General features: G+C 35.2%; 3 protein-coding genes. 2 read left to right on the top strand and 1 reads right to left on the bottom strand.

What is annotated here, in order from left to right; genetic code table 11:
* On the top strand, positions 1 to 199 hold a 199-nt coding region (locus IC220_RS06465; RefSeq protein ID WP_188153630.1), incomplete at its 5' end, for a transposase.
* A gap of 32 nt (positions 200 to 231) precedes the next feature.
* Here the strand turns inward: IC220_RS06465 and IC220_RS06460 are convergent.
* Positions 232 to 1,974 (bottom strand): type I secretion system permease/ATPase, encoded by a 1,743-nt coding sequence (locus IC220_RS06460; RefSeq protein ID WP_188153655.1) that lies wholly within the window; start codon positions 1,972 to 1,974, stop codon positions 232 to 234.
* A gap of 234 nt (positions 1,975 to 2,208) precedes the next feature.
* Between IC220_RS06460 and IC220_RS06455 the strand changes: the two genes are divergently transcribed.
* On the top strand, positions 2,209 to 3,451 hold a 1,243-nt coding region (locus tag IC220_RS06455), incomplete at its 3' end, for an ankyrin repeat domain-containing protein (protein ID WP_188153654.1).

Below are 3,451 nucleotides of genomic sequence, written 5' to 3'. Positions count from 1 at the left end.
TAAAAAAGATCCCGAAGCTGAAGGATTTCAGGTTATTCCAAAACGTTGGATAGTTGAAAGAACCTTTGCTTGGCTCTCCAATTTTAGGCGCATGAGCAAAGATTACGAACATTCTCCTCTTACCTCCAAGACTAATATTTTCTTTGATATGATTACCGTTATGCTTAGCTACTTAAATGATTTCAAGACAGGTTCTTAGAATAGTTAAAAATTAGTATACTAAAACTTGGGCTAACCATTCGCTGAAGAACGTTTATCCTGTTGAGTATTTGATGGTGCAACCATTTTACTTAAAATTTCATTTCTCTCGCCCATAGCATAGATAACACCATCAGACATGACGATCACTTTATCAACTACAGATAATAGAGGTAATTTGTGAGTTACGATAATGGTGGTAGTCTTCTGCTTTCTTGCGATATCGATTGCATTGATTAAACGTCCTTCTCCATTGCTGTCTAGGTTGGCATTTGGTTCATCGAGAACTAAGAGTTTGACATTACCATAGAAAGCTCTAGCAAGTCCTAGTAATTGTTTTTGGCCACCAGAGAGAGTGACCCCTCCAGAGCCTCCTATTATTGTATCATACCCATTTGGTAAACTGAGTATCAGATCATGTATTCCGGCAATTTTTGCTGCTTTTATTATTTCTTCAGGTTTTGGATCTGGTTTCATGCGGGCAATATTAGCCTGAACAGTAGTATTAAATAATTCGATGTCTTGAGGGAGATAACCAACATAGTTACCAAAGTTTTCTCGATTCCAAGTATATACATCTGCACCATCCAATCTGACTACACCGGATATAGGCTTCCATACACCAACGGTTAACTTTGCTATAGTAGATTTACCAGAAGCGCTTGCTCCAATGATACCAACTACATCTCCAGGTTCTATCACAAACGATATACCTTTTATTGTCGGTTTATTGCCGCCATAAGGAGTGAAAAATACTCTATCAAACTCCACTTTTCCTTGTGGCTCTGGTAAAGCCATAGTTTGCTCTCTTTTTGGCGAGGCTAATATTAGTCTTTGAAGTCTCGCGTATGACATTCTAGACTGATTAAAAAATTTCCAGGTATGAACTGCTGCGTCAAATGGAGCCAATACTCTACCCATTAAGATCGAAGCAGCTATGATGCTCCCGGCAGTTTTATGGGCTGTAATTGCAAGTAATGCACCGGTTCCTATTACTGATATTTGTAAAGTTGAACGAAGAAATTTTGTTATTCCGGTTATCACGTTAGAGCGATTTTGCGCTTTGATTTGCATTGCGCGATTCTGATCATTTCTTTTGCACCAGTCAGAAACTATATACTCAGCCATGCCCATAGCTTCAACAACCTCGGCATTTCTTGTTGCCACGTCTATTGCATTGATGTTACGTATAGTTTCTTCATTGGTTTCTTGAAATATTTTTTTAGTAGCTAGTTCATTCCAAAAAGCCATGGCGAGTAATATAACAATTCCACTTATGGCAATAAATCCCGTAGAAGTGTGGATCATGAATATTGTGCCTAGATAGATAAATGACCACGGGAAATCAAATAATGAAAATATGCCATTTCCTGTAATAAAGTTTTTTATTACTCCGAGGTCTCGTATTGCTTCACCACTTGAAGTTGAGCTTTGTATAGAAGTTAATCTAATTGATCTGGTGATTAAATCTGGTGTTGCAGTTTTATCGATCCAATCACCAATTTTTGCCATGGCTAAATACCTACAAGTTTCAAGCATTGCAGAACATGCAAATGCAGATAGGGTGATGATTGTTAGCATGACCAGTGTTGAAACGCTTTCACTTGATACCACTCGATCAAGTACTTGGGAAGTATAGAGCGGCAAAAATAGCATCAGCAAATTTATTCCAGAACTAAACCAGAATATAAACCAAAATGCACTTTTGCACTTCTCTAAACAAACATGTAACGCACTTTTTTTTAATTCTTTTTTTATTAATGGTGTAATTTCCACAACTTTTCTTTTAATTCGTTAATAGCACCGTATCTGATCTTTATTATAAAAATATTAACGGTCATACATATACTTTTAATTAATATATAGCAAAAAATTAAAAATTAAACTTCTTTTTACAAAATGATATCTCCTCATAGTAGTATATCTTAAATAAAATTCACCAAAAGCAATTGACTTAGTAAAGAAAAATAGTTAAAATATTAACTTAGATTATTAATTTTAGGAGAAAATATGTTGAGTAATTTAGAAAATATATCATATAATTTAATATTGCAACAAAAAACATATCACAAATTATTAGGGCAATTCATATCATTGGGGGAAACATTAACTGATGCAAATGATCATAAAGGATTAAATTCAGATACTGTCACTCGAATATTATCAGTAAAATTTAGGATGCAACAGCCAGATTTACATACAGGTTGGAGAGCTGCAACTAATATAAAAAGCAGGCTTGATGTTAATTACATATTTAAATTCGATTTGTTGTCATGTACATTAGCGCATCTTGCTGTTGCTAATGGTTCATATAAATTATTAAAAGCTCTATTAGGGGCAGGTGCAGATGTTAATACTAAAGATACACATGGCAATACTCCTTTACATTTGGCGGTTGTCAGTGGCAATGTGAAAGTAGTAAGTGCTCTATTAAAAGCAGGTGCAGATAAAAGTATTAATACTGAAGATGAAGATGGAAAAATTCCTTTACATTATGCTGCTGCAAATGGCTCACTTAAGATATTGAAATATCTATTAAAAAAAGGTGCAGGTATTAATACTGCTGAAAGAAAAAATGGAAGAACGGCTGTACATTATGCTGTTGCTAATGGTTCACTTGAGTTATTACAATATCTATTAGAAAATGGTGCAGAGGTTAATGTTAAAGATAAAAATGAAATAAGTCCTTTACAGTATGCTGTTGCTAAGGGCGATGCGAACGTAGTAAGTGCTCTATTGAAAGTAGGTGCAGATGTTAATGCTGTATTACAAGCAGGTGTAGATGTTAATGCTGTATTAGATAAATATAACCACACTCTGTTACACTGTGCTGCTATAAGTGGTAACATAGAGGCAATGCACGTTCTATTAGCGAAAGGTGCAGGGATTAATGCTCAAGATGAAAATGGAAGAACACCTTTACATTATGCTGCTAGCAGTGGTAACATAGAAGCAATGCACGTTCTATTAGCGAAAGGTGCAGGGATTAATGCTCAAGATGAAAATGGAAGAACACCTTTACATTATGCTGCTGTTAGTGGCAATTTGGAAGTGGTAAATGCTCTATTGCAAGCAGGTGCAGATGTTAATGCTGCTGAAAGTAAAAATGGAAGAACACCTTTACATTATGCTGCTGTTAGTGGCAATTTGGAAGTAGTAAATGCTCTATTAGCAGCAGGTGCAGATGTTAATGCTCAAGATAAAAATGAAAGAACTACTTTACATTATGCTGCTATTAATGGCAATTTGGAAG

This window comes from Wolbachia endosymbiont of Pentalonia nigronervosa, from assembly GCF_014534705.1.
GTDB lineage: Bacteria > Pseudomonadota > Alphaproteobacteria > Rickettsiales > Anaplasmataceae > Wolbachia.
Note: the sequence above shows the minus strand (reverse complement) of the source record. Positions and strands in the feature narration are given on the sequence as shown.